Below are 23,508 nucleotides of genomic sequence, written 5' to 3'. Positions count from 1 at the left end.
CGTCCGCCATGGAGAAAAGCACGACCGTCCGGCTGGACAAGGTCTCGTTCAGCTATGGCGGAACGTCATTCCTGTTCGATGTCGAATTCGACACATCGAAGATCACCGCCATCATGGGGGCAAGTGGTTCGGGCAAATCGACCTTGCTCAATCTGGTGGCTGGTTTCGAGACGCCGCAGTCCGGTCGTGTGCTGATCGGCGGCGCCGATTTCGGCGTCGAGCCGCCTTCGGTGCGGCCGGTGTCGATGGTGTTCCAGGAAAACAATCTGTTTGCTCATCTCTCGGTGGAGAAGAATGTCGGGCTCGGCCGCTCGCCATCGCTCAACCTGACCGAGGCCGATCGCGCCGCAATCGCCGAGGCGCTTGACCGCGTCGGCCTGGCCGGCAAGGAAAAGCGCCTGCCGCGCGAACTCTCCGGCGGCGAAAGGCAGCGCGTGGCGCTCGCCCGCGTTCTGGTGCGCGACCGGCCGGTGCTGCTGCTCGACGAGCCGTTCGCTTCGCTCGGGCCAGCACTGCGCGACGACATGCTCGACCTGGTGGCCGGCGTTCATGCCGAGCGGGCGATGACGGTGCTGTTCGTCACGCATCAGCCGGAAGACGCTCGCCGTATCGGCGAGCAGATGGTTTTTCTGGACAATGGCAGGGTTGCCGCGACGGGACCTGCCGCCGATTTTTTCGACGGCACTGGCCCTGAAGCGTTTCGGCGCTATATCGGCGCAAGTTCGGGCGGATCACGCGATATTGCCCGGAAGCGGACATAATTTACGACCAAACCGGCTACAGGTGATGTGGCGCTTGCTTGCCATGGTCCAGTCGATGTGGCTAGGTCCGCTTAGTACTGGTCCGGCACGAGCCGTGATTTGCCCCTACAGCGCCGCACCCGGCCGGATGCGTAAACGCTGTAGGTTTTTTGATGTGTGCAGGATTGCCAACGAAAACCGATTTTTCGCTGGCGCGGACCCCGGTCCAAATCATGCGCCGAGAGCTGAAGGAACGCCGTGCTGCCGACCGGCACCGACACTTTGAAACGCAGACCGCTGGTGCGCTTCCTCGCGCTGGCCGGCCTTGCCGTGGCGCTGGCCAGCTGCCAGATGTTCACGCCTCCCGAAGTGCAGGAATCCGGCTTCCAGCCTTCCGACAAGCCGATCACGGTCGACAATGTCGCCGCCAACAGCAAGCTTGCCGAACTGGCGAAGGCACAGCATCCGCGCATCCTTGCCACCTATGGCGGCGAATATTCCGATCCCAAGCTCGAGCGCATGGTGGCCAAGGTTGTCGGCAGCCTGACCGTGGTGTCGGCCAATCCGACCCAGACCTATCGCATCACCATCCTCAATTCGCCCAACGTCAACGCTTTCGCGCTGCCGGGCGGCTATCTCTACGTCACCCGCGGCCTGCTGGCGCTGGCCAATGATTCGGCCGAACTCGCCGCCGTCATCGCGCATGAGATGGGCCACGTCACCGCCAATCACGGCTTGCAGCGCCAGCAGCTCGAGGCCGAGGAAGGCCTGGCGACCAAGGTGGTCTCCGATGTGCTGGGCGACAGCCCGACCGCCAAGCAGGCATTGATCCGCGGCAAGCTGAGGCTGGCGCAGTTCTCGCGCAACCAGGAGCTGGAGGCAGACGCGATCGGCATCAAGTCGATCGGCGAGGCCGGTTACGATCCCTATGCCGCCGGGCGTTTCCTGCAGTCGATGTCGGCCTATACCGATTTCCGCTCGATCAGCGGCGCCACCGACGCCAGCCTCGACTTCCTGGCCACGCACCCCAACACGCCGCAGCGAATTGATCTGGCGCAGCGCCACGCCCGCCAGTTCGGCGCGCCGGGCATCGGCACCCGCGACCGCGTTTCCTTCCTGGCCGGGATAGACGGCCTGCTCTATGGCGACACGCCGGAAGAGGGCTATGTGCGCGGCCAGACCTTCCTGCATCCGGGCCTCGGCGTTTCGTTCACGGTGCCCGACGGCTTCATCATCGACAATTCGGCGGCGGCAGTGACGGCGACCGGTCCCGGCGACATGGCGATCCGCTTCGACGGTGTGTCGATCGACAAGGATCGTGCGCTGACCGACTACATCAGAAGCGGCTGGGTGGCCGGTCTCGACGAGACCAGTGTGCGCCAGGAGACGATCGACGGCAACCAGGCGGCGACCGCGCACGCCGGCGCCGATGGCTGGCAGTTCGACATTGCGGTGATCCGCGCCGGCGGTCAGGTCTACCGGCTTTTGACAGCGGCCCCCTCGGCCAGCACGACACTCGATCCGGTGGCACGCTCGGTCAGCGGTTCGTTCCGCGTGCTCAGCCCCGCCGAGAAGGCGGCACTGAAGCCGCTGCATATCCGCGTCGTCACGGTACAGGCCGGGCAGACGATGGGCACACTTTCGGCGCAGATGGTCGGCGTCGACCGCAAGCTCGATCTGTTCCGCGTGCTCAACGCGATGTCGCCGGGCGCCTCGGTTTCGGCCGGCGACAAGGTCAAGATCGTCACGGACAGATAGCGCCGGTCTTCGTCAGAAACCCCAGCCTTCGTAGTGCTTTTTTCTGAGATAACTTTTCTGAGATAACTCGGGGCGGTACCCCTGTTCCTGGCAATCTCACGCTGCCATGAATTCGGGGTTCTGCTTGACCAGCGCGAGCTTGAGCTTTTCCATGGCGCGGGCCTCGATCTGGCGGACACGCTCCTTGGAAATGCCGAGCGTCTCGCCGAGCGCCTCAAGCGTCGCACCTTCGTCTGTCAGCCGACGCTCCTCGATGATCCTGAGTTCGCGGGCATTGAGCGCGCGGAGCGCCGTCTTCAGCCACATCAGGCGCCGTTCGAAGTCGATGGTGTCGCCGGCGACCTCGTCAGGCAATGGATCGTCCGAAATCAGGAAGTCCATCCGCTCGGTGGTACCGGCCTCATCGGCGAGCGGTGCGTTGAGCGAAGAGTCAGGTGCTGAAAGCCTGGAATCCATCTTCTCGACATCGGCCTCGGAGACGCCGAGGGCTACCGAGACTTCGCGGTAGAGCGTGGCGTTGGAGATCGGCTCGGCGCCGTTGGCAAGACGGGCGCGCAGGCGCCGCAGGTTGAAGAACAGCGCCTTTTGCGCCGAAGAGGTGCCGCCGCGAACGATCGACCAGTTGCGCAGGATATAGTCCTGCATCGAAGCGCGGATCCACCATGTCGCATAGGTCGAGAAGCGCACCTCGCGCTCCGGCTCGAAACGCGCGGCTGCTTCCAGCAGCCCGACATGGCCCTCCTGGACCAGATCTCCGAGCGGCAGGCCGTAATGTCGGAATTTCGAAGCCATGGAGATGACCAGCCGCATATGGGCGACGGTGATCTGATGCAGAGCCTGCTGATCCTGGTCCTCCTTCCAGCGCAAGGCGAGAACATGTTCCTCATCGCGCTCGAGGTAGGGGGCTTTCATTGCCGTGCGGACCATGGTCCGTCCTGCCGTGTCTTCGATCATGCCGCGCTCCTGCTCCCGGACATTTTCGGACGGCCTGGCGGCCGTTATCTCTGTTTGACGCAATTCCGAAGGAAACCGCTTTCCCACTTTCCTGGAATTGCTTCGGGCCTAGCGCAGCCAAGGGTTCTTGAAATGGAAACGCGGCGCCCTACAACAAGCCATGAACGTGCCACACCGGGGATTGGTTCCGCCGCCGATGGCGGTTGTTTTGTGCGATCCGACAGGGCGCATCGACACCGCAGATCGGGACTATTGGCACCGATCCGAGCTGCTTTGAGAATCTGATTTCTGGATCGTCGTTTTTTTGAAATCTGGTTCCTTATTTTGCTGCGCTGTATCTGTCAGTTTCCGGCTCTCACAAGCGCCGGACACCGGCCAAGGACGGGATCACACAGAAATGAAATGGCTCAATTCGCTCATCGTTGCCGGAACGCTTCAGGTTCTGGCTGTTACATCAGGCCATGCCGGCGCCAATCTTGACCAGATCAAGCAGGCCGGCACCCTCAAAGTCGGCACCGAAGGCACCTATGCGCCCTTCACCTATCATGATGCTTCCGGCGCGCTGGTCGGCTTCGATGTCGAGATCGCCAAGGCGATCGGCGACAAGCTCGGCGTCAAGGTCGAGTTCCTCGAAGGCAAATGGGACGGGCTGATCGCCGGCCTCGACGCCAACCGCTACGACGCCGTGATCAACGAGGTCGGCATCACCGACGCGCGCAAGGCCAAGTACGATTTCTCCGATCCTTACATCGCCTCCAAGGCCGTGCTGATCGTGCGCGGCGACAATACCGACATCAAGACCTTCGCCGACCTCAAGGGCAAGAAGTCGGCACAGTCGTTGACATCGAATTTCGGCAAGCTCGCCGAGACCAACGGCGCCGAACTTGTCGGCACCGACGGCTTCGACCAGTCGATCCAGCTGCTGCTCACCGGCCGCGCCGACGCCACCATCAATGACAGCCTGTCTTTCCTCGACTTCAAGAAGCACAAGCCGGACGCCAATGTGAAGATCGCCGCGCAGGAAGAGAACGCCGACTATTCCGGCGTCATCGTGCGCAAGGGTGATCCGGAGCTGGTCGCGGCGATCAACAAGGCGCTGGCCGACATCAAGGCCGACGGCACCTACAAGAAGATCGCCGATACCTATTTCGGCCAGGATGTCTCGCAGTAAAGACCATCTCCCGGCGGTTTGCCGGCAATGACAAATAGCGGCGGGCCGTCTTTGACGGCTCGCCGTTATTCGCATGATATGAGAAGCACACAATCGCACTGCCGTCACCGCGGCGGTCTGTGAGGGAGGAGCCGTTCGTGCCGCACTGGCTACACCTGATGCTGGACTCGTTGCCGACACTGCTGTGGGCGGCGTTGATCTTCACCGTACCGCTGACATTGCTATCGTTCGCACTCGGCCTGTTCGTCGGCCTGGTTGTCGCCCTGGTGCGGCTGTTCGGCCCCAAGCCTCTGGTTGCCGTGGTCCGCTTCTATGTCTGGATCTTTCGCGGCACGCCGCTTCTGGTGCAGCTGTTCCTGATCTTTTACGGCCTGCCTTCGGTCGGCATATTGCTGGATGCTTTTCCGGCGGCGCTGATTGGCTTCACCCTCAACATAGGCGCCTACAGTTCGGAAATTATCCGCGCCGTGATCGGCTCGGTGCCGAAGGGCCAGTGGGAAGCGGCCTATTCGATCGGCATGACCTGGAGCCAGGCGATGCGGCGCACCATCCTGCCGCAAGCCGGCCGCGTCGCCGTGCCGCCGCTGTCCAACACCTTCATCTCGCTGGTCAAGGATACGTCGCTGGCCGCCGCCATCACCGTGCCGGAGATGTTCCAGGCGGCGCAGCGCATCGTCGCCACCACCTATGAACCGCTGATCCTCTATGTCGAGGCGGCGATCCTTTATCTGGCGATGAGCTCGGTGCTTTCGGCCTTGCAGACGCGGCTGGAGGAGCGGCTCAACCGCTATGGCGGCTTCCTGGAGGCGCGCTCATGATCGGCCTCACCGATATCGAAAAGCGCTTCGGCGACAATCTGGTGCTGAAGGGCGTGACGGTCACCATTGCCGAAGGCAGCGTCACCGCGCTTGTCGGTCCCTCCGGCGGTGGCAAGAGCACTCTGCTGCGCTGCATCAACCTGTTGGAGATCCCGACCTCGGGCATGGTGCGCATCGGCGACGAGACGCTGGAATTCCGTCCCGGCATCAAGATCCCCAGCCGCGACATCCAGCGCCTGCGGCTGCAGACCGGCATGGTGTTCCAGAACTTCCAGCTGTTCCCGCATCGCACCGCGATCGAGAACGTCATGGAAGGCCTGGTGACGGTGCTGAAATGGCCGACGGCAAAGGCGCGCGAGCGGGCACTGGCGCTGCTCGAGAAGGTCGGCATGGCGCACAAGGCGGACGATTGGCCGGCAACGCTGTCGGGCGGCCAGCAGCAGCGTGTGGCGATCGCCCGCGCCCTGGCGCCGTCGCCGAAAGTGCTGCTCTGCGACGAGCCGACCTCGGCGCTCGATCCGGAACTGGCGCAGGAAGTGGTCGACGTGCTGGGAAAGCTCGCCAGCGAAGGCACCACCATGGTGATGGCCACGCACGACCTTCGCCTTGCCTCCAAGATCGCGCAGGAGGTGGTGTTCCTCGATGCTGGTGTCGTCGTCGAGAAGGGGCCGTCCACCGTGGTGTTCAGCAATCCGGAGCGGGAACGGACCAAGCGTTTTATTGCGACGCTGAAGCAGGAGGCGGAGAAGGAAGCCGGCGGCTGAGCCTTCTACGTTCCCCTTGTGGGGAGTGTCGGACGGAAGGTCCGGGTGCGGTCTGGTCGTCCCCATCCTCGCTGCTTCGCAGCGACCCTGCCTGGGCGAGCCACGGGTCTCGCCCGTCCTTGGAACCCCACAAGGGGGTAAAAACAAAAACCCGGCACAAGGCCGGGTTTTTCATGATTTCGACGGTGAAAGCGATCAGGCAGCTTCTTCCTGCTCGGCTTCCTCATTGTCGGCCTTGGCGCCGCGCTTCGGGCCCTTGTTGAGGTTGACCTCGATCAGGCGCACGGCTTCGGTTTCCGACATGCGGTTGACTGCCGCGATCTCGCGCGCCATGCGGTCGAGTGCCGCCTCATAGAGCTGACGCTCGGAATAGGACTGTTCCGGCTGGTTGTCGGCACGGTAGAGGTCGCGCACGACTTCCGAGATCGAGATCAGGTCGCCCGAATTGATCTTGGCATCATACTCCTGCGCACGGCGCGACCACATGGTGCGCTTGACGCGGGCGCGGCCCTGGACGACCTTCAGCGCGCGCTCGACATAATCCTCTTCCGACAGCTTGCGCATGCCGATGGAGGTCGCCTTGGCGACCGGAACCTTCAGGCGCATCTTGTCCTTCTGGAAGTCGATGACGAACAGTTCCAGCTTGTGGCCCGCAACTTCCTGCTCGTCGATCGAGACGATCTGGCCGACGCCGTGCGCCGGATAGACGATGTACTCGCCGGTCTTGAAACCGTGGCGTGCCGAGGTGGACTTCTTCTGCGGGGTGATCGTTGCCATTACGCCCTGAACTCCTTGTTGTGGCACCGGCGGCCTGCCGGTCCGAACGCATGCGACCGGGGACACCGATCGTTAGCCGCACAACAGATGAACCCATCGGAAAAAGCCGGGACCGGCAAACCGCATACATAGCGACTGCCTGGCCCAGATCGCTCTGGTCCGATTGGGGATTTCACCTTTCAGTGATTTGGGGCGCTTGCGCCATAAATCGACGTTGTGTCACCGGCATGTTTCAACTGGTGTAGCACAAAAAGTCGGAAGAATCAAGGTTTTGCTGCAAACGCGAAGGTCGAGCGACATCGCCGCCTGTCAAGGCAGTTAATGTATGATGCGCGTTACGCAGCGTTATGACGATCCAATAGGCCGCACTTTTTTGCTTTGCGCATCACCCTTTCCGAAATCGATTCCGATTCCAGGGTCATGCGCTCAATCGCCTTCGCCGGGCTCGGCGGAGAAATATTTCTCGAACTTGCCGGCCTCGCCGTCGAAGCTCTTGGCATCTGCCGGAGGCTCCTTCTTGGCGGTGATGTTGGGCCATTTCTCGGCGTATTCGGTGTTGACCTGCAGCCATTTGTCGAGGCCCGGCTCGGTGTCGGGCTTGATTGCATCGGCCGGGCATTCCGGTTCGCAGACGCCGCAGTCGATGCACTCGTCGGGATGTATGACAAGCATGTTCTCGCCCTCGTAAAAGCAGTCGACCGGACAGACCTCGATGCAGTCCATGTACTTGCATTTGATGCAGTTGTCGGTCACGACATAGGTCATTGGTCGGCTCCGGGACGTCCCGTTCTTGCTAGAGCGACGTGCGTCCACTTGGACGCACAAAGTACGCTCTAACACTTTGAATCTGCGCATCGTGCCTTCCGAAAAATCGATTTCCGATTTTCGCGCCGATGCGGCGGCTTTTTTGGTGAGGTAACGCCTTTGCCTGCCGCTTGCAAGGGCAGCCATTGCAGGCGGGGCCCGCGTGTCCGGAATGAAATTCCAGACCGCCGGCATGGCGCAGACGGCCAAGGCTTCAGTCTTCGCCGAACAGCCGGTCGGTTTGCCTGCGCTCTTTCTTGGTCGGCCGGCCGCTGCCGGCGTCGCGCAGCGCCGGAATGGCATCGGCAACAGCCTCGCCTTTTGGGACCGGCGGCGGGGACATGTCCTCGTAGAGCGTGCGCGCTTCCTCGGCCGGACCGCGCCGCACGCCGGTGCCAAGCACCTTCCAAATGAAAATACGGCGCTCGTGCGTAATGGTCAAAACGTCGCCAGGCTTGACCAGATCGGAGGCCTGCGCTGCTTTGTCGCTGTTGATGCGGACGCGTCCCGCGACAACCAGCTTGGCCGCCAGCGAGCGCGATTTTATCGCGCGCGAAAAGAACAGCCACTTGTCGATGCGCTGACGACCTTCAGCAACCATCGCAGCGAGTTATTTCTTGTTGGAGCATGATCTTGTCCGAAAACCGGTTCCACTTTTCGGGATCATGCTCAGAGCTTACTTCTTCAGCTGGTCGCGCAAGGCGGCGAGCTTGGCGAAGGGCGAGTCCGGATCGAAGCGCACCGGCCGTTCTTCGCGTGGCTTGGCCTGGAAGGCCGGCTTGGCGCCTTGCGGTCCGCCTTTGCCTTCCGGCCTGCCGCCTTTCCAGTCAGGCCGGCCCTCGCGCGGACGCTCGCCTTGCGGCTTGCCGTCGCGGCGCTGTTCGCCCTCGGCCTGCGGCTTGGGCTTGAACTTCGAACGGTCGAAACGTGGCTTGGCGGCACCGTCGCGCTGGTCGCGCCGGCCCTGATAGGCCGGCCGCTCGCCCGTTGCCGGCTGTCCGCCGGCAGCGTCGGCCGGCGCATCGGCGCGGGCAGCCTGGCCGTTACGCGGGCGATTGTCCCGGCCTTGACGATGGCGCGGGCGCTGCTCGAAACGACCCTGCCGCCACAGCAAGATGGGCTTTGGCGCTTCGGCCTCGGGGACAGGCTCAGCGCTTCCACCCTCCCCCTCGTGGGGAGGGTCGGCGCGCAGCGCCGGGGTGGGGGCAGCGCCGGCGTCGGCGGTTGCGCCTGCATCGGCTACGCGGTCTGCACTATCGGTTTCGTCAGCGCTGTCACCCCCACCCGCGTCGCTTCGCGCCGCGACCTCCCCCATCGAGGGGGAGGTAAAAGCGTCGGCGCTTTCGGTGACAGTGTCGTCAGCCTCTGCAACGGCCGGAGCGTGTTCTTGCGCTGCAGGCTCTGCAGTTGTTTCGTCGATGGCTGGGACCTCGGCGGTAGCTTCAACGGCCGCAGCTGGCTCCGAACCCTCGGCAGGCGCTTCCGGCTGAGCGTCTGCAACAGCCTCCGATGCGACTTCGGCAACGGGCTCCTCAGCCGCAACCTCAGTGGCGGAAGCCGCATCCGGCTCCGAACTGTCGGTCGGCGCTTCAGCGACAGCTTCGCCTGCAGCGGCTTCCGCCGTCTGGGCCTGCTCGGCCTTCGCTGCCGCTTCCGCCAGCTTTGCCGCCGCGGCTTCGCGCGCGGCATTGTCCTGCGCTTCCAGCCGCGCCTTCACCTCTGCGGGCGGCTTCGGCTCGGCGCGATAGCCGAGACCTTTCAGGATCTCTTCCATGTCGTCGGCGGTGGCGCCGAGGATGGACATCATCGGCGGCGTCACCATGAAGGACTGGCCGTCATAAGCGCCGTCGGGGCGCTGTCCCAGACCGGGCTTCCAGTTGGTCGCAGGCCGGATCAGGTCGGCCAGCCGTTCCAGAATGTCGATGCGCACGGCGCGGCGCCCGAGATTGCGGTAGCCGGCGAGCCTGTAGAAGCTCTTGTCGAAGGCCGGGTCGATGACCACCGATGTGCGGCCGGAGGCCAGCGCGTGCACCACGTCGCCAAAGCCGGGCTTGTCCTTGCCGTCGTTCTTCAGCGCCCACAACAGCGTAATCAGTCCGGCGGGCGCCGGCTTGATCAGCGCCGGCACGAAGACGTGGTAGGCGCCGAAGCGCACACCGAGCCGGCGCAAGGCGGCGCGACCCTCCTGGTCGAGCGACTTCATTTCCTCGGCGATGTCGCGGCGGTTGATGAGGCCGAAATGCTCGACGAGCTGGAAGGCGATGCCACGGCCGATGCCGGCGATCTGCTCGGCATTCTTCAAGTCGACCAGCGGCTTCAGCAAGGATTCGATCTGGAAATTGACGAAACGCTCGGCGCGCGCGGCGACCTTGTCTCGGGCGGGGCCGGTCAACTGCTCGTCGGCCAAAAGCACCAGGCGCGGCTTCAGCGCGTCCTCGCCGGCAACCAGCGTGCCGATCGGCGCGCCGATCCAGCGCAGCGTGCCGTCGGAGCCGAGCGCAAGGTCGCCATTGGCGCAGGCGCCGAAGCGTTCGGCACGCGCCTCGAACTCGGCGGCCAGCGCTTTTTGCGCTGCCGTACGCACGGCCTTGGCGTCTTCGCCGCCGGCGCTCTGGTCGGCGGTGAAGCGGAACCCTTGCAACTCGCCGACATGATGGCCTTCGACAAGGACGGTTCCGGTAGGACTGATTTCGGCTTCAGGCATTGTATTTTCTCTAAGGCGCCGCATGAGGACGGAAGTCCTGCGGTCTACAAACCGTTTCGTCAACCGCTCATGCAGCGCATCCGACAATCTGTCTTCGATTTCGCGCGTCTTTTCCCGCCAGTGTGCCTGATCGGCCAGCCAGCCCGGCCGGTTGGACACGAATGTCCAGGTGCGGATCTGCGCAATGCGGTGCGACAGCGTGTCGATGTCCCCCTCGGTCGTATCGGCGCGGCGCACCTGCTCGGCCATGTAGTTCTCGTCGACATGGCCGTGTTTGGCGAGGTCGGTGTAGATAGAAGCGATCAGGTCGGAGTGCTGGGCCGGCGCGATCTTGCGGTAGTCCGGCAACGCGCAGGCTTCCCACAGCAGCGCGACGCGCTTGGCATTGGTAGCCAGCGCGCGGATGTCCTCGTCGCGGGAGAGATGTTCGAGCGCCTGCGCATCGACCGCCGGCAGCGCGCGCGTCAGGCCTTCGACCGGCGCGTTGGCCTCGATCGAGCGCTTCAGCGCGTCGAGGCTGGCGAAGTCGAAATGCGCGGTGCGCCATTGCAGCACCTTCACCGGATCGAACTCGTGCCCCTCGATGCGCTTGACCAGTTCCTCGTCCAGCGGATCGACCTGGCCGGTGACGCCGAAGGTGCCGTCGCGCAGATGCCGGCCGGCGCGGCCGGCGATCTGGCCGAGCTCGGCCGCCGTCAGGTTGCGGTACTGGTAGCCGTCGAATTTGCGGTTCTGGGCGAAGGCGACATGATCGAGATCAAGGTTGAGCCCCATGCCGATGGCGTCGGTGGCGACGAGATAGTCGACGTCCCCTGCCTGGAACATTGCCACCTGGGCATTGCGGGTGCGGGGCGACAGCGCGCCTAGCACGACCGCCGCTCCTCCTTGCTGGCGGCGGATCAGCTCAGCGATGGCATAGACCTCGTCGGCGGAGAAAGCGACGATCGCCGTACGCCGCGGCAGGCGGGTCAATTTCTTCGAGCCGGCATAGGCCAGGTGCGACAGGCGAGGGCGCGTCACCACCGAGACGCCTCTCAGCAGCTTTTGCAGGATGCCATGCATGGTGGCCGCGCCGAGCAGCAGCGTTTCCTGGCGGCCGCGCAGGTGCAGGATACGGTCGGTGAAGATGTGGCCGCGCTCGAGGTCGCCGGCGAGTTGCACCTCGTCGATGGCGACGAAGGCAACGTCGGTCTCGCGCGGCATGGCTTCGACGGTGCAGACCGAATATTTCGCGCCGGGCGGCTGGATTTTTTCCTCGCCGGTGATGAGCGCCACCTTGTGGGCGCCGACCTTTTCGCAGACGCGGGCATAGACCTCGCGCGCCAGAAGGCGGAGCGGCAGGCCGATAATGCCGCTCTCATGTGCCACCATGCGCTCGATGGCGAGATGGGTCTTGCCGGTGTTGGTCGGACCCAGCACGGCAGTCACGTCGCGGCCCGACAGGATCAGCGGCTCGGTGTGTTTCGGCTGGATGTTCATCGGCCTGGAGATGAGGCTTTCTGCATCGTGTTGTCGGGAGCGCGCCTCGCGTGGCGCGTATGACAGGCGACACATAGGGATTTCAGGCGCGAAGCGAAAGCGGAATGTTCCGGCCGGCAGTCCCACGGTTCGTCGTTGAGGTCTCAATTAACAGTTGGAACGAGTCTGGAACGAATCGGCGACGAATCAGTGACTCCGGCAGATTCAGCTTTTGTTCACGGCTACATGTGGATTTTGCGAGCCTGAGTCTCACCATATGCTGAATCGCGGAAACTGGCCCGATTCCTGCAAGGCGACCATTGGCGTTAACCTTTGCCGGCGGGGCATCGTCGTGATCCGATACGCCTCGGCCAACATTATGAAATTGTTGAATTTTCTTAATCGGCCTTAACCATTTGCCGGTGATTTTCGGCCTTGGTCGTTAACGTTGCGCTCAAAGCCGGAACGAATCGGCGATGAATCAGCGATGGCGGGATTTTCCTGGTTTGTTCACCCCAACATGTTGTGTTATCCACAGCTTGTCCATCGAGAATTCACAGCTTGCGAACCGGGTTTTGCACATGGGCGCCTGGAAATCGTTAATCTTTGCGTGCCGGAACGGGTCAATCGCCGCGACAGCACTCGGTGCCCGCCGGTTCAGGCCGCGTCGTGGCCTGTTGCATAACGTTGCAACACCGGTCCCACATTCCGGATGATTTCCTCATGCGACAGGGCGACGACGGGCTCAAGCCGCAACAGATATCGGCAGGTCGCCAGGCCCAGCAGCTGGCTGGCAACCAGCCCGGCGCGCCGTCCGGCGTCCGCTGGGTCGCCTATCGATGCAACCATCGGCCTCACCTGGTTGGCGAAGACGTCGCGGACCTTCTCGGCCGCGTGCTCGTTCGACGCAGCCGAGCGTAGCAGGATTATCATGCCTGGCCCGTTGGCCTGACCTTCCCAGTTTACCAGAAAGCGCCTGATCAGCGTTTCACCGATGGCGGTAGGGTCTATCCGCTGATCCGGCAGTTGGAGGTCCACGACGGCGGCCCTGGCGAACAGCTCGTCCTTGCTGTGGAAATAACGGATCACCATGGCCGGATCGATCGAGGCCTGCGCCGCAACGTCGCGGATTGAGGTGCCGTCATAGCCGTGCTCGGAGAAAAGCCGGCGTGCGGCTTCAAGGATTTGGGCTCGTGTTCGGTCCGACTTGGTCTGCTTGTTCGGCTGCTTCTCGTTCATCCAGATTCATATGCCAACAGCCGTTGACAAATGCAATCCAACTTACTAGAAGTCAACACGTGTTGATAAATGGAGACGGGGAATGCTGCCTGAGACAACGGAAGTCCTTATCATTGGCGCCGGCCCGACTGGTATGGCGCTATCAATCGCGCTGCATCAAGCTGGCGTCGATCACGTGCTGATCGACAGACTGACGCTGGGTCTGCAAACGTCGCGCGCTGGGGTCATCCATGCGCAAACGCTGGAATCACTGGAGCCGCTCGGCCTCACGCAGCGGCTGAGTGAGCTTTCCGTGAATCTCGACGATTTCGCCATCCGCGATCGGAGCCGGGTGCTGCTCAAGCTCGATTTCGGCAAGCTGCCGTCAAAGCATCCCTACCTGATGATGCTGCCGCAGAACGTGACCGAGCAGGTGTTCGCTGAACGGATCGCGGTCCTGGGTGGCGTCATTCATCGCGAGGTCGAGGCTGTGGCCGTTGCTCAAGACAGTGACGGCGCGCGCGTGACAGTGGTCGAGCAGGGCCACGAAAAACTCATCTCGGCGCGATACGTCGTCGGAGCCGACGGCATGCAGAGCCTGGTGCGCAAGTCGACCGGCATCGAGTTCGATGGCGAGGCCTATGATGGTTCGTTTGTGCTGGCCGACGTTCGCCTGGACTGGCCTGTAGGACCGGCCGAAGTGTCGCTGTTTTTCGCACCGGCGGGCCTGGTGGTGGTGGCGCCGCTGCCGGATGGCTCGTACCGCGTCGTCGCGACGATGAAGGATGCGCCGGAAAAGCCCGGCACCGCCGACATCCAGGCATTGCTCGATAGCCGCGGGCCAACCACGACAAGAGCCCGCGTGCTCGACCTGACGTGGAGTTCGCGCTTTCGCGTGCATCATCGTCTGGTCAGGGCCTATCGCAAGGACCGGCTGTTCCTGATGGGCGATGCCGCGCATGTACACAGTCCCGCGGGTGGGCAGGGCATGAATACCGGCATCATCGACGCGGTCGTGCTTGGCCAGTTGCTTGGCGATGTGGTGAACGGCATTCGCTCGGCGACGGAACTCGACCTATACGAAAAGCTGCGCCGCCCAGCGGCTCAGGAAGTGCTCGATCTTGCGGGGAAGATGACGGAGATGGCGCTTGCCCATAATCCGGCGAAGCGGTTCGTCCGCAACCTGTCGCTTTCCTTGGTGAATCTTCTGCCGTTCGTGAAGCGTCGCATTGCGCTGAAGCTGTCGGGTCTCAGTCGGGCCTCAAACGCCCGGCTGCCGGCGCCCGCAAAGGCGCCTGGCTTAATTGCCGCCAGCAAGCCTGAGGCCAAATCAGGGCTGAAGCTCGCCGCCTGACAGTTGCGACGTTCAGGCGAATCGGCGCGTTGCCGAGTGCGGCATGACGTCAGGCGAAATACTGGCCGCCATTGGCTGTGATGGTCGAACCGGTGATGAAGCCGGCGTCTTCGGAAGCGAGGAAGACGACGCAACGCGCGATCTCTTCCGGTTCGCCGAGGCGGCCGACCGGAATCTGCGGGATGATGCGTTCATTCAGCACCTTCTCGTCGATCGCCTTGACCATCTCGGTGGCGATGTAGCCGGGGCAGATGACATTGACTGTGATGCCCGCGCGCGCGCCCTCCTGCGCCAGCGCCTTCGAGAAGCCGATGTCGCCGGCCTTTGCGGCGGAATAGTTGACCTGGCCGGCCTGGCCTTTCTGGCCGTTGATGGAGGAAATGGTGATGACGCGGCCGAATTTGCGGTCGCGCATGCCGCCCCACAGCGGATGCGTCATGTTGAAGACCCCAGACAGATTGGTGTCGATGACTTCCTTCCACTGCTCGCGCGTCAGCTTGTGGAACATGGCGTCGCGGGTAATGCCGGCATTGTTGACCAGCACCGAGACCGGGCCGAGATCGGCCTCGACCTGTTTGATTCCGGCGGCACAGGCGTCGTAGTCGGCGACCGACCATTTGTAGGCCTTGATGCCGGTTTGTGCGCTGAACTTCCCCGCTGCCTCGTCATTGCCGGCATAGTTGGCTGCAACGGTGTAACCGGCATTCTTCAGGCCGATCGATATGGCGGCGCCGATGCCGCGCGATCCACCGGTGACGAGCGCTACTTTGGTCATTGAAAGTTCTTCCTCCCTTTGGTCGGAAGAAGGGAATAGGGAGTAGGGAGTAGCGAGTAGGGATCGATATCCCGCCGCGCTGCTCCTTCTTCCCCATTCACTACTCCCTATTCACTACTCACTTCTCTTTCACAGCGCTTCCACGCACAGAGCGACGCCCATGCCGCCGCCGATGCACAGCGTGGCAAGGCCCTTCTTGGCGCCGCGGCGGCGCATCTCGAAAACCAGCGTGTTGAAGACGCGGGCGCCCGACGCGCCGATCGGATGGCCGATGGCGATGGCGCCGCCATTGACGTTGACGATCGACGTATCCCAGCCCATGCCCTTGTTGACGGCGCAGGCCTGCGCGGCGAAGGCTTCATTGGCCTCGACAAGGTCGAGGTCCTTGACCGACCAGCCGGCCTTCTCGAGCGCCCGCTTCGAGGCGGGAATAGGTCCGGTGCCCATGATCGCCGGATCGACGCCGGCCGTCGCCCATGAGGCGATGCGCACCAGCGGGGTGATGCCGCGCCTTGTGGCTTCAGCCTCGCTCATCAGCAGCGCGCCGGCGGCGCCGTCATTGATGCCCGACGCGTTGGCGGCGGTCACGGTGCCGTCCTTGTCGAAAGCCGGCTTCAGCTTGGACATGGCGTCGATGGTGGCGCCGTGGCGGATGTACTCGTCCTGGTCGACGACAGTGTCGCCCTTCCTGCCCTTGATCGTGAAGGCGACGATCTCGTCCTTGAACTTGCCGGCCTTCTGCGCGGCCTCGGCCTTGTTTTGCGAGGCGAGCGCAAACTGGTCCTGGTCGTCGCGGGTGATCTGGAACTGGCGGGCGACGTTCTCGGCGGTGTTGCCCATGTGGTAGCCGTTGAAGGCGTCCCACAACCCGTCCTTGATCATGGTGTCGATCATCTTGTAGTCGCCCATCTTGACGCCGGCGCGCAGGTGCTCGGCGTGCGGCGACAGCGACATCGATTCCTGGCCGCCGGCGATGATCACAGTGGCGTCGCCGGCGGCGATCTGCTGCATGCCGAGCGCGATGGCGCGCAGGCCAGAGCCGCAAACCTGGTTGAGCCCCCAGGCGGTGGTCTCCTTGGGCAGGCCGGCATTGATCGACGCCTGGCGGGCGGGGTTCTGGCCCTGCGCGGCGGTCAGCACCTGGCCGAGAATGACCTCGTCGACTTCGCCCGGCTCGACGCCGGCGCGCGCCAAAAGCTCCCTGATGACGACGGCGCCAAGTTCATGCGCCGGGGTGGCGGCGAAGGCGCCGTTGAAGGAGCCGACAGCCGTGCGTGCGGCGCTGGCAACGACGATTGAATTGGAAGCGGACATTTTTCTCTCCAGACTTCGAGGTGTCGTGTTCTTGGGGGCTTGTTGGGACTTTTCTTGCCCGTTCCACACCCCAAGTCAAACCGGAAATGGGCATGCCGGCCAAGCGCCGCAAGCAGGGCGCGAGCGGCCGGCGCGATCGCCCAACCTTTGCTGCGCAGCATAATTGGCCGGCCATGCAGCAATAAATGATGCCGCACTGCACAAAGCGCTTGGAATTATAGAGCTTTTGCGCATATCCTTAAAAATGGCGCAATCGTTACCGGCGGCTTACTCAGGCGCGCCGGTGTCCCGGGAGGATGCTGATGGCCGCGAAAGACGACCCTATCATTATCAAGAAATATGCCAATCGCCGGCTCTACAATACCGGCACCAGCACCTATGTGACGCTCGAGGATCTGGCCGAGATGGTCAAGAAGGGCGAGGAGTTCACCGTCCAGGACGCCAAGACCGGTGACGACATTACCCATCCGGTGCTGACGCAGATCATCTTCGAACTGGAGAACAAGGATGGGCAGAACATGCTGCCGATCCCGTTCCTGCGCCAGTTGATCGCTTTCTATGGCGACCAGATGCAGCAGATCGTGCCGAGCTTCCTCGAACAGTCGATGATGGCCTTCTCCAAGGAACAGGAGCGGTTCCGCGAGCAGATGAAGGGCGCGATCGGCAAGTCGCCGCTGGATGTGATGAAGATCGCCACGCCGATCAAGGCGCTGGAAGAGCAGACACGCCGCAACATGGAAATGTTCCAGAACGCGATGCGCCTGTTCACGCCCTTCCCGACCGCCGCCACAAATGCTGCGGCCGCGGCTGCACCCGAGCCGGCCCGCAAGGATGTCCCGGAAAAGAGCGGCGACGACCTTCAGGAACTGAAGCAACAGATCGCCGCCATGCAGCGCAAGCTTGACACCATGTCGTAAGCGACCGCCGCATGGTCGACCGCCCTCAGTTGGTCGAGGCGGCTGTCACGGGTCGATTTTCAGCTGCCACGGTTCCCAGATATCGTCCGGCTGGCCGTCGAGCGAGCGGTAGAAGGCTTTGGCCGGCGAGTTGGATTTCAGCACCGTCCATTTGATGGCGGAGGCGCCAATGCTCAAAGCGTGTTGGCGAAGCTGTTCAACAAGCGCATGGCCGACCCCCATGCCGCGCGTCGCTTCAGTGACGTAGAGTTCCTTCAGCCAGACAACCGGCTTCAGGTCGTAGGTCCAGGGGATGAGGTAGTGGACGGCGATGCCGACGATCACGCCCTCTCGCTCCGCCACCAACACGCCGAACCGGGGCGATGGCCCCAGCCCGTGCTCGATGAGGTTCGCTTCGGTGACGCGAAGCTTGTCGTCATAACCCTCGAAGACGGCTAGCGCCCGCATGAGGGCGAGCACCGCACCGACATCCTGGCGCTCGAATGGACGAATTCTAACCATCGCCTTCTGCATGCTTGCTCAGTCTTCAAGGCCGACCATATCGCGTGGCCTCACGCGTGCAAGACACCGGGCTCCTTGCCTGAAGCGAAAGGAAGGTCCTCGTCCTGCCAACCGGTTATGCCGCCGATCATGATCTTCACGGGACGACCGAGGCTGGCCAGCTTGAAGGCCGCCTGATCCGCGCCATTGCAATGCGGTCCCGCGCAATAGACGACGAACAGCGTCCTTTCGGGCCATTGCACCATCCGCCCGGCCGATATTTCGCGGTGGGGCAGATGCAGCGCGCCCGGCACATGGCGGCGTCCATAGGCTTCCGGCGAACCGACCACATGCAGGAGAACAAAGTCCGGCTCTCCGGCACGCAGTGCGGCGGCGACGTCGGAACAGTCGGTCTCGACGGAAAGCCGGCGCAGAAAATGGTCGCGGGCGATATCCGGCGATGCCGCCGGAATGTCTGTCACGTGGCTCATCCTCGTATCTCCATTGCTGATGCGACGGAGAGATAAGACAGGAAGCAGGGCGATTGCAGCTGGCAGCTTTGCCATATATCGTCAAGATCATGCCATCCTCTGCCAATCCGCGCCCTGCCAACCCTCTTGTCGTTGCCGTTGCCTATGACGGCCTGTGCACGTTCGAGTTTGGCGTGGCGGTTGAGATCTTCGCCTTGCCCCGGCCGGAAATGGGTGAGGATTGGTACCGTTTTGCCGTTGCCGGGATCGATGGCGGTGAAATGCGCGCGCTGGGCGGCGTGCGTATTGTTGCCGACGGCGGGATCGATCTGATCGGCCAGGCCGGCACGGTGATCGTACCGGGATGGCGCGGAACGGAGGCTCCGGTGCCGCCGGCGCTGATCGAGGCGCTTCGAAAGGCACACGAGCGCGGCTCTCGCATTCTTTCGATCTGTTCGGGCGTGTTCGTGCTTGCCGCCGCCGGCCTGCTTGCGGGCAAAAGGGCGACCACGCATTGGCGCTACAGCGAGAAGCTGACGGAGATGTACCCCGACATCACCGTGATCCCGGACGTTTTGTACATTGATGAGGGCAATGTGCTGACATCGGCAGGCAGTGCCGCGGGCATCGATCTTTGCCTGCATCTGGTTCGGCGCGACTTCGGCACCAAGGCTGCAAACATGGTGGCGCGCCGTCTGGTGGTACCGCCGCATCGCGACGGCGGCCAGGCGCAGTATGTCGAGAGTTCCGTACCCGAGCCACATGAGCGCAGCCGGCTTGGACCGTTGATCGACAGGATGCGCGCCGATATTTCTGCCGACTATCCCGTCGCCATCTTGGCCGAGCTTGCCGGGATGAGCGAGCGGACGTTTCTGCGCCGCTTTGCGGCCGCAACCGGCGTCACGCCGGCGCGCTGGCTGCTGTCGGAACGGCTTTCGCGGGCGCGCACGCTGCTGGAAGACACCGCCATGCCGATCGAACGGATTGCCGAGACCGCCGGCTTTGGCGCGGCAGGCACGTTGCGGCATCACTTCCGCCGGCAATTCGCCACGACGCCCGTCGCGTACCGTGCGCGTTTCGGGAACACGGCCAGGTCGGCTTAAGTCACGCGTCCCTCATAGCGGCCACGCGGCCTGATGATGCTGCCGCTAATGATCTGTTCGACCATATGCGCGGCCCAGCCGACGCTGCGTCCAAGCGCGAATAGCTGGAACGGTGCATCGCGCGGCAAGCCAAGGCCGCGCGTTAGTGCGGCCAGGGCGAAGTCGATGTTGGGCTGGGCACCGGCTGCCGCCATGGCGGCTTTTTGCAGCTGTTGCAGCGTCTCGTCGACAGAGATGACTGCCAGAAGTGCGGTGGCACGGGGATCGCCGTCGGGATAGAGCGGATGGCCGAACGCCGGCAAGGGCCGATCATGGCCGAGCCAGCGCCGGATCGCCGCATCCGCGCCGTGGGCTGCTGCATCTTCAGCCAGTTGCATCACCGCTTCGCCGGCGCCGCCGTGGCGCGGGCCGGACAGCGTTGCCAGGCCGGCCAACAGGCATGCGGCAGGCGAGGCCCCTGTGGACGCTGCGACGCGGGCGGCGAAGGTCGATGCGTTGAGTTCATGATCGGCGAGCAGGACGAGGGCGCAGCGGATCGCTTCCGCTCCCGTCGCATCTACCGACCAGCCCTGCGCCAGGCGCTTATGGACGGGCGCTGTGCCGGCTTCAGCGCCCAGCGACTGCGCCAGCGCTCCGACTGTGCGCGCGGCCTCGGTGCACAGCGAGGCGGCGCTGCGTCCTAGCGAAGGCCGCCCGTGGCCTGCAAGCATGGCAAGCTGCGCAAAGGCCGAGGCGCGGCCGACTGGATGAGGCGCTTCAGATGACGGAGCTTTGAAAGCCACCGGTTCAGGCGAGGCCCAGAGCACAGCAGCGGTTTCCTCCAGCGTCGCCGCTTTGGAAAGCGCAACGGCGTCTTGCCCTCGGTAGATGAGGCGCCCGTGCAGAACGGTTGAAATTGCTGTTGCGATCGAGGGTTCGCCCCAGGCGATCGCACTCTCGGCGATGGCCGAGGGACTGCGGCCCCGCGCCCGGCGGGTCGCCAGTGCGGCGATGTCGTCGGCGCGGTACTGGCTGCGGCGCGGGTCGCTCTCATCCGGCCGCATGCCGATGCGGCCGCGGCTGACATAGGCGTAGAGCGTCTGCGGCCGGACCTTGAGCCTTTCCAGCGCCTCTTCCCGCGACAGCCATTCGGACATTTTCAGCCCATACATTGATTATATTGATCAAGATTGATCGAGGCGCAGCCTAACCCTTATCTCCCATGCAGAAAAGCTGCAAGGAGATGAGATATGGCGAACGGGCTCGATGATGTGGTGGCAGCGGAGACCGTGCTCTCCGATGTCGATGGCCTTGGCGGCCGCCTGACGATCCGCGGTCATTCGCTGCCGGAATTGGCGGGACGCTGGCGCTATGCGCAAGTGGTTCGCCTGTTGCTCGACGGCTTCTTCGACGGCCTTCCCGGCGATGCCGAACTGGCAGCGAGGCTGGGCAAGGCTCGCGTCGAGGTGTTCGAGCGGCTTGCGCCCTCGCTGCCGCTGCTCGCACCGCTTGAGATCTATGGCGCCATGCGCGCCGGCATGGCGCTGCTGCCGGATGGCGAGACGCTGACGGACGCCTTGCGGCTGATCGCGGCGCCCGCCGTGCTGACGCCGGCTCTGCTGCGGCTGGCGCGCGGCGAGCAGCCGACCGCACCTGACGCTAAGGCCGATCATGCCGCCGACATGCTGAGGATGCTCGAGGGATCCGTCCCGTCGCCGGCGCTGGCAAGGGCACTCGACACCTATCTGGTGACCGTGTGCGATCACGGCCTCAACGCCTCGACCTTTGCCACCCGCGTCGTCGCATCGACGCTGGCAGGGCTGACATCGTCGGTGCTGGCCGGGCTCGGCGCGCTCAAGGGGCCGCTGCACGGCGGCGCGCCCGGCCCGGTGATCGAGATGCTCGATGCAATCCAGGCGCATGGCGACGCGGCCGGTTGGCTGCGCGAGAAGGTCGCGCATGGCGAGCGCATCATGGGTTTCGGCCATCGTATCTACCGCGTGCGCGATCCGCGCGCCGATGTGCTGAAAGCCGTCGTGCGGCAGCTCGGCAGCGAAGGCGAAGCCGGCCGCCGGCTGGCCTTCGCCGAACAGGTCGAGCAGACGGCGCTCGAAGTGCTGCGGATCGCCAAGCCGCAGCGCTCGCTGCAGACCAATGTCGAGTTCTACACAGCGCTTGTGCTTGAGGCGGCTGGCTTTCCGCCACAGGCGTTCAGCAATGTCTTTGCCGCCGGACGTGTCGCCGGCTGGATCGCGCATGCGCGCGAACAGCAGACGACAGGGCGGCTGATCCGTCCACAGTCGCGCTATGTCGGGCCGGTGCCGGACCTCGTGGCCTGAGGCTCCAAGTACAGATTTTGCGAAGAGGACCCCCAGCCTAGCTTGCCGGGGCGAGCCACGGGTCTCGCCCGTCCTTCGGACCCCCACAAGGGGGAGGGCAGCTGGCGCGCGCCGCCGAAACGTCGGTGGTTTGCTGAGATCAGCGTCTACCAAGTCTCCCTCCCCCTTGTGGGGAGGGATCAAGGGTGGGGGTATTCGTAGGGCGAAGACCTCGGCGGTGAGACGCCATTCTCCATGACCAAAATTTCATGTGATCACGCGACCGTGTTCGTGTTCTTGCCTTCGTCATTCCTTATATGCTGCGCTGCAACATAAGTCCGCTGCAGTCGAACCGCCCGATTCCCGGGCGGAATGAGGCAGCAGGGACCAAACCGAACAGGAACGCCATGACCAAAAACGGCAAGGCGGAGGAAACGAAGAAGATCAACATCGCGCTGCAGGGCGGCGGCTCGCACGGGGCCTTCTCCTGGGGTGTACTCGACCGGCTGCTGGAGGATGGCAGGCTGGAGATCGCGGCGGTGTCCGGCACCAGCGCCGGCGCGATGAATGCGGTGGCGCTGGCCGATGGTTTTGTGCGCGGCGGCGTCGAGGGTGCACGGCAAAAGCTCGACGACTTCTGGCGCGCGGTGGCGGCCAAGGGCCGCTTCAGCCCGGTGCAGCGCATGCCGTGGGACGTCGCCTAGGGCAACTGGTCGATCGAGAACACCCCCGGCTATTTCTTCTTCGACACCATGTCCCGATTGTTTTCGCCCTATGTCGCCAATCCGCTGGGCTTGAACCCGCTGCGTGACGTGGTCGAGCAGGAGATCGATTTCGAAAATGTGCACGCCTGCAAGTCGATGGAGCTGTTCATTTCGGCGACCAATGTCGAGACCGGCCAGTTGCGCGTCTTTTCCGATGGCGAGATCGACCTCGACACGGTGATGGCCTCGGCCTGCCTGCCGCAATTGTTCCGCGCCGTCGAGATCAAGGGCGTGCCCTATTGGGATGGCGGCTATGGCGGCAATCCGGCGCTGTTTCCGTTCTTCAAGACGGCGGCGACGGAGGATGTGCTTTTGGTGCAGATCAATCCGGTGGTGCGCGAGGGCACGCCGAAAAGCGCCAACGAAATCCAGAACCGCATCGACGAGATCACCTTCAATGCCGGGCTGCTGAACGAATTCCGCTCGATCGCCTTCGTCAAGGAGCTGATCGCCGCCGGCCGGCTGCCGCCTGGCGAATACCGCGACATCCGCATGCACCGCATCGATGCCGACGAGGCGTTCAAGGATCTGTCGGCGTCGTCCAAGGTCAATGCGGAATGGGCCTTCCTGAGCTATCTCAGAGACCTTGGCCGTATAGCGGCCAGCGACTGGCTGGAGGAGAATTACGACGCCGTCGGCAAGCGGCCGACGCTCGATCTTTCCGGCGAACTCGATGACGGCTTCAAACCGGTGCGCGGGCCGGCACCGGGACGGCGGGTGAAGGAATTCCTCGCCGCCCGCAAGAAGCCGGAGGCGGAACGCCGGCGGGCCTGAGTCCGCCCGGATCGATCAAGACGATCAGCGAAGTGTTCGGCAAATCGGAGTAGCGCCGACGACCTTCCGTCCCGGAACAACCGTTGCGTGTGAC

The 23,508-nt window shown here is 63.7% G+C and carries 20 protein-coding genes and 1 pseudogene; 10 read left to right on the top strand and 11 right to left on the bottom strand.

All coding sequences use genetic code 11. The features are described from left to right. Positions 1–8 precede the first annotated feature (8 nt). Positions 9–761, top strand: coding sequence for a thiamine ABC transporter ATP-binding protein (gene thiQ / locus ACYG97_RS21050; RefSeq protein WP_023734760.1), 753 nt, complete (start codon positions 9–11; stop codon positions 759–761). 330 nt (positions 762–1,091) lie between these two features. Beyond that, on the top strand, positions 1,092–2,498 hold the full coding sequence (locus tag ACYG97_RS21045) for a M48 family metalloprotease (RefSeq protein ID WP_245260895.1): 1,407 nt from the start codon (positions 1,092–1,094) through the stop codon (positions 2,496–2,498). A gap of 96 nt (positions 2,499–2,594) precedes the next feature. Here the strand turns inward: ACYG97_RS21045 and ACYG97_RS21040 are convergent, their stop codons facing one another. Further along, positions 2,595–3,452: an RNA polymerase factor sigma-32 gene (locus tag ACYG97_RS21040; protein WP_023734758.1), complete on the bottom strand. Its 858-nt coding sequence runs from the start codon at positions 3,450–3,452 to the stop codon at positions 2,595–2,597. Between the two features lie 397 nt (positions 3,453–3,849). Here ACYG97_RS21040 and ACYG97_RS21035 point away from each other — a divergent pair, with 397 nt between their 5' ends. The 3 genes from ACYG97_RS21035 (at position 3,850) to ACYG97_RS21025 (ending at position 6,205) form a co-directional block, all read left to right on the top strand. After that, the gene (locus tag ACYG97_RS21035; RefSeq protein ID WP_023702802.1) at positions 3,850–4,623 is read left to right on the top strand and encodes an amino acid ABC transporter substrate-binding protein; all 774 of its coding nucleotides are present in this window, start codon (positions 3,850–3,852) and stop codon (positions 4,621–4,623) included. Positions 4,624–4,760: 137 nt separating this feature from the next. Then, complete coding sequence (locus tag ACYG97_RS21030) at positions 4,761–5,441, top strand: amino acid ABC transporter permease (RefSeq protein WP_023693608.1); 681 nt, start codon at positions 4,761–4,763, stop codon at positions 5,439–5,441. Then, positions 5,438–6,205, top strand: a complete 768-nt coding sequence (locus ACYG97_RS21025; RefSeq protein WP_023673665.1) for an amino acid ABC transporter ATP-binding protein — start codon at positions 5,438–5,440, stop codon at positions 6,203–6,205. The genes ACYG97_RS21030 and ACYG97_RS21025 overlap by 4 nt, the downstream gene beginning before the upstream one ends. A gap of 195 nt (positions 6,206–6,400) precedes the next feature. Here ACYG97_RS21025 and ACYG97_RS21020 read toward each other — a convergent pair whose 3' ends face one another. The 5 genes from ACYG97_RS21020 to ACYG97_RS21000 all read right to left on the bottom strand — a co-directional run bounded on the left by ACYG97_RS21020 (position 6,401) and on the right by ACYG97_RS21000 (position 13,187). Then, positions 6,401–6,982 carry a CarD family transcriptional regulator gene (locus tag ACYG97_RS21020; protein ID WP_023673664.1) on the bottom strand — a complete coding sequence of 194 codons (582 nt, stop codon included), beginning with the start codon at positions 6,980–6,982 and terminating at the stop codon, positions 6,401–6,403. 426 nt (positions 6,983–7,408) lie between these two features. Further along, positions 7,409–7,747 carry a ferredoxin FdxA gene (fdxA, locus tag ACYG97_RS21015; RefSeq protein ID WP_013529180.1) on the bottom strand — a complete coding sequence of 113 codons (339 nt, stop codon included), beginning with the start codon at positions 7,745–7,747 and terminating at the stop codon, positions 7,409–7,411. A 253-nt stretch (positions 7,748–8,000) separates the two neighbouring features. Continuing rightward, a complete protein-coding gene (locus tag ACYG97_RS21010; RefSeq protein WP_023699303.1) occupies positions 8,001–8,387 on the bottom strand; it encodes an RNA-binding S4 domain-containing protein in 387 nt (128 codons plus the stop codon). 75 nt (positions 8,388–8,462) lie between these two features. Further along, the gene (locus ACYG97_RS21005) at positions 8,463–11,969 is read right to left on the bottom strand and encodes a helicase-related protein (RefSeq protein WP_023737026.1); all 3,507 of its coding nucleotides are present in this window, start codon (positions 11,967–11,969) and stop codon (positions 8,463–8,465) included. Positions 11,970–12,605: 636 nt separating this feature from the next. Beyond that, on the bottom strand, positions 12,606–13,187 hold the full coding sequence (locus ACYG97_RS21000) for a TetR/AcrR family transcriptional regulator (protein WP_023693613.1): 582 nt from the start codon (positions 13,185–13,187) through the stop codon (positions 12,606–12,608). Between the two features lie 82 nt (positions 13,188–13,269). On the opposite strand from ACYG97_RS21000, the gene ACYG97_RS20995 reads away from it, so the two are divergent. Beyond that, positions 13,270–14,520, top strand: a complete 1,251-nt coding sequence (locus ACYG97_RS20995; protein WP_031262539.1) for an FAD-dependent oxidoreductase — start codon at positions 13,270–13,272, stop codon at positions 14,518–14,520. A gap of 49 nt (positions 14,521–14,569) precedes the next feature. Here the strand turns inward: ACYG97_RS20995 and phbB are convergent, their stop codons facing one another. Both phbB and ACYG97_RS20985 read right to left on the bottom strand, forming a co-directional pair. Next, complete coding sequence (phbB, locus tag ACYG97_RS20990; RefSeq protein WP_023698448.1) at positions 14,570–15,295, bottom strand: acetoacetyl-CoA reductase; 726 nt, start codon at positions 15,293–15,295, stop codon at positions 14,570–14,572. Between the two features lie 129 nt (positions 15,296–15,424). Next, positions 15,425–16,609 (bottom strand): acetyl-CoA C-acetyltransferase, encoded by a 1,185-nt coding sequence (locus tag ACYG97_RS20985; protein ID WP_023673832.1) that lies wholly within the window; start codon positions 16,607–16,609, stop codon positions 15,425–15,427. A gap of 302 nt (positions 16,610–16,911) precedes the next feature. Here ACYG97_RS20985 and phaR point away from each other — a divergent pair, with 302 nt between their 5' ends. Next, positions 16,912–17,526, top strand: a complete 615-nt coding sequence (gene phaR, locus ACYG97_RS20980; protein WP_023685813.1) for a polyhydroxyalkanoate synthesis repressor PhaR — start codon at positions 16,912–16,914, stop codon at positions 17,524–17,526. A 45-nt stretch (positions 17,527–17,571) separates the two neighbouring features. On the opposite strand, the gene ACYG97_RS20975 is transcribed toward phaR, so the two are convergent. Together ACYG97_RS20975 and ACYG97_RS20970 are read right to left on the bottom strand one after the other, a co-directional pair. Then, positions 17,572–18,027 (bottom strand): GNAT family N-acetyltransferase, encoded by a 456-nt coding sequence (locus ACYG97_RS20975; protein WP_031194243.1) that lies wholly within the window; start codon positions 18,025–18,027, stop codon positions 17,572–17,574. A gap of 50 nt (positions 18,028–18,077) precedes the next feature. Next, a complete protein-coding gene (locus tag ACYG97_RS20970) occupies positions 18,078–18,497 on the bottom strand; it encodes a rhodanese-like domain-containing protein (RefSeq protein WP_023702797.1) in 420 nt (139 codons plus the stop codon). An 89-nt stretch (positions 18,498–18,586) separates the two neighbouring features. Here ACYG97_RS20970 and ftrA point away from each other — a divergent pair, with 89 nt between their 5' ends. After that, positions 18,587–19,579 carry a transcriptional regulator FtrA gene (ftrA, locus tag ACYG97_RS20965; RefSeq protein WP_031262537.1) on the top strand — a complete coding sequence of 331 codons (993 nt, stop codon included), beginning with the start codon at positions 18,587–18,589 and terminating at the stop codon, positions 19,577–19,579. On the opposite strand, the gene ACYG97_RS20960 is transcribed toward ftrA, so the two are convergent. Further along, complete coding sequence (locus ACYG97_RS20960; protein WP_031262535.1) at positions 19,576–20,715, bottom strand: citrate synthase; 1,140 nt, start codon at positions 20,713–20,715, stop codon at positions 19,576–19,578. The two genes, ftrA and ACYG97_RS20960, sit on opposite strands and share 4 nt — an antisense overlap. A 93-nt stretch (positions 20,716–20,808) precedes the next feature. Here ACYG97_RS20960 and ACYG97_RS20955 point away from each other — a divergent pair, with 93 nt between their 5' ends. Continuing rightward, positions 20,809–21,897, top strand: a complete 1,089-nt coding sequence (locus tag ACYG97_RS20955) for a citrate synthase/methylcitrate synthase (protein ID WP_460221609.1) — start codon at positions 20,809–20,811, stop codon at positions 21,895–21,897. Positions 21,898–22,283: 386 nt separating this feature from the next. Then, positions 22,284–23,414, top strand: a pseudogene (locus ACYG97_RS20950) (patatin-like phospholipase family protein). The last annotated feature ends 94 nt before the right edge of the window (positions 23,415–23,508 follow it).

The sequence above is a fragment of the Mesorhizobium sp. W067 genome (assembly GCF_054719525.1).
This window is presented reverse-complemented; position numbering and strand designations above follow the sequence as displayed.